The sequence below is a fragment of the uncultured Cyclobacterium sp. genome (genome assembly GCF_963976465.1).
Taxonomy (GTDB): domain Bacteria; phylum Bacteroidota; class Bacteroidia; order Cytophagales; family Cyclobacteriaceae; genus Cyclobacterium.
On the sequence record NZ_CAXBOC010000640.1, the window covers coordinates 1 to 2,588 of the forward strand.

Consider the following 2,588-nt stretch of genomic DNA (forward strand, 5'->3'; position numbering starts at 1 on the left):
AAAGAATACTCGCCAGCATTGGTATTCCCAGCAAGGATTGTAACGAAATGGCTCCTAAATAAAGTACGGCACTTATCTCCACAAAAATATAAGTCAATAGTACCAAAATCGAATAGGTTGTCCTTGCTCCTCCACCAAACCTCTTTTGTAGAAATTCCGGCATGGTATAAAAACCATTCCTAATATAAAAAGGTAAAAACACCCATAACAACACATTAAAACCTACCAATATTGCTCCCCACTCTATTACAATGGCCACAAACCCTCTTTCGTAGGCCACTCCCATTACCCCTACCAAGTGATGACTACTGATATTGGCAGCAATAATACTTCCTCCTATCATCCACCATGGAAGTTTGTCACCAGCTAGAAAATAATCACGTTTACTTTCACCGGTACTTTTCCTGGAGGCATATAGCCCTAACCCAATTATTCCTACAATGTAGATGATAAATATCCCTAGGTCTAAATTCGTAAAATTGGATTCCATATTGTTTTAAAGCTAATCAGGGTTTACTGTTCATTTTATTTAACACCTCTTGAACCAAAACTTCATAAGCGCCGGCATCAAATGGCGTTTGCCACACGGTATACATGTCTTTGTCATAAAGTTCCTTTGGTGGTAAGTACCCTATATGCCCATTGACAATATTTCCCACCACCACAGGTGCAGAAGAGAATTTCTCCCGAAGGGTTTGTTGAAAAACAGCATAGGCTTCATTGGGCTGCACTACGATCAGACAATCTCCCAATTGCCAATACCAAACCTTGACTGTGACTTTAGCCCCATCACCAATTGAACTTCTCACTCCCAGTTTGCGGATAAGCCTTTCCTTTAGTACCGGATCCTCACATTCATTGATGGACTGCTTAAGCTCCTTGATGGATGGCCAAGGTTTCAATGGCAATTCAATAGTGATAATTTCAGCCGACACATTACTATTAACAGCTACAGACTCCTGCTCCCAGATGGCCAGCGGGGCCCCAGAGGCAACTGTTTCCTTGAAAAAAAGTGCTTTACCTGCAGGCGACATACATTCGAGCACAGCCAAGGCAGAAAATGCCAATTGCCTACCGTGTTTTTCCGCAAGCGCGACATTTCCTGAATATTGCTCTGCTGGAGCAAGGTCTCCGGAAGCTCCTTGAATGAACAAACTTGGAGCCCCGGTATTTTCTTTCATTACCTTTTTGAAAGTACCCGGGAAGTCCGGGGAAATTTTAAGGTTGTCCCATGCTAAGGTGGTCGGGTGGCAAGCATAATTCACAATTGTACCCATTAGCCCTCCTGCAGTATCCGTAATTCTCCCTACAAGCAAGGTGTCATCGGCAGGTTTGCTGGAATTGTAACCAACAAAATACTGATTACTTTCCGCCTCATAATAATCTCGGTTTTTAGCCAGATTACAGGTGCCATATTCCCAAGTCAGTATTCCCGAAACTTTATTCCGTAGGCATTCCTTGATTAACTCTGTACATGTTTCCCTCAAAGTATCCAAGTAAGGAGCTATCAGTTCTCCTCCGGGCTTGTCTTTATCGGCTCTATTTAGATTGGGGCCAGCGTGGGTATGGGAAAAACAAAACAAAAGTGAGGCCTCATCCAGTCCTGTTTTTTCAAGGATAAAATTCCTAACATAGGCTTCATCCTCCATATTTTTCCACCAGCCAAGATCTGCTGACAAAAAGACCATGGGGGAAGGGTTACTTTTAGTCTCAATGCTGATACAGGCAACCAATAATGGCTGATGAATACCTGTGGCCGTTGCCTGGGAAGAAGCTCCCCAGTTTTTATTATTGATCCCAATAGGGGGAGTAATATCCCTTTGTCCTATTCCAAATTCTCCTTCAAAAGGTCTAATAAATTGCTTTTTCTTAGTATTAGCAGAACTCATATTGGAAATAGTTTAGGACAATAAGGACAATCCACCATCCATGAGCAAGGTACTACCAGTCATGTGTTTATTGTTAAAATCACATAACCAGAGTACACTACTGGCAACTTCATCTGGGTGCATAATTCTTTTGATAGGTACTTTTTCTATCGCTTTTAGCTTTGCTGATTCATTGCCGTCTAATACCTGTTTACTCAAACCTGCATCCACATAGCCGGGAGCAATCTCATTTACCAGAATATCGTTAGGAGCAAGTTCTAGTGCCAAGGATTTGGACAACATCCTTAATGCTGCTTTTGACACACTGTAAGTGGGAAGGTTTTGGTGTACAGTTTCTGCAGCCCAACTTCCCACGAAAACCAACCTTCCTGACACTTTGCCTTGGAGCAACTTTTCACTGGCAAATCTTGAAAGGTAAAATGCCCCATCAAGATTCACTTTCATTTCATTAGACCACTCCGTAGGACTAATATTCATGATTCCTTTTATGGTTACTGTGGCAGCATTAGGGATAATTATATCCAGAGTCCCCAGCTCTTCTGTTGCCCGTTCAACCCACTGCTTCACTTGGGCAGGGTCTCTTACATCTACACGGTCATACAAAACCTTCACTTCAGGATTTAAAAGATTTAGGCTAGCTAAAAACGCTTGTGCTTCATCGTTTTCTTTCACATCTCCCAAAGCCACATTCGCTCCCTT

2 protein-coding genes and 1 pseudogene are annotated in these 2,588 nt (G+C 42.3%); all 3 read right to left on the reverse strand.

The annotated features are described in order from the left end of the window. Window positions 1-490, reverse strand: a pseudogene (locus AAC037_RS23325) (sodium transporter); the annotation flags it as partial. Between the two features lie 16 nt (window positions 491-506). Then, window positions 507-1,889, reverse strand: a complete 1,383-nt coding sequence (locus AAC037_RS23330) for a hypothetical protein (protein WP_339906016.1) — start codon at window positions 1,887-1,889, stop codon at window positions 507-509. A gap of 12 nt (window positions 1,890-1,901) precedes the next feature. After that, on the reverse strand, window positions 1,902-2,588 hold a 687-nt coding region (locus AAC037_RS23335; RefSeq protein ID WP_339906017.1), incomplete at its 5' end, for an SDR family oxidoreductase.

Excerpts from the sequence above, each read along its gene's own strand:
- AAC037_RS23330 (WP_339906016.1), bottom strand. The coding sequence starts at position 1,889 with ATGAGTTCTGCTAATACTAAGAAAAAGCAATTTATTAGACCTTTTGAA.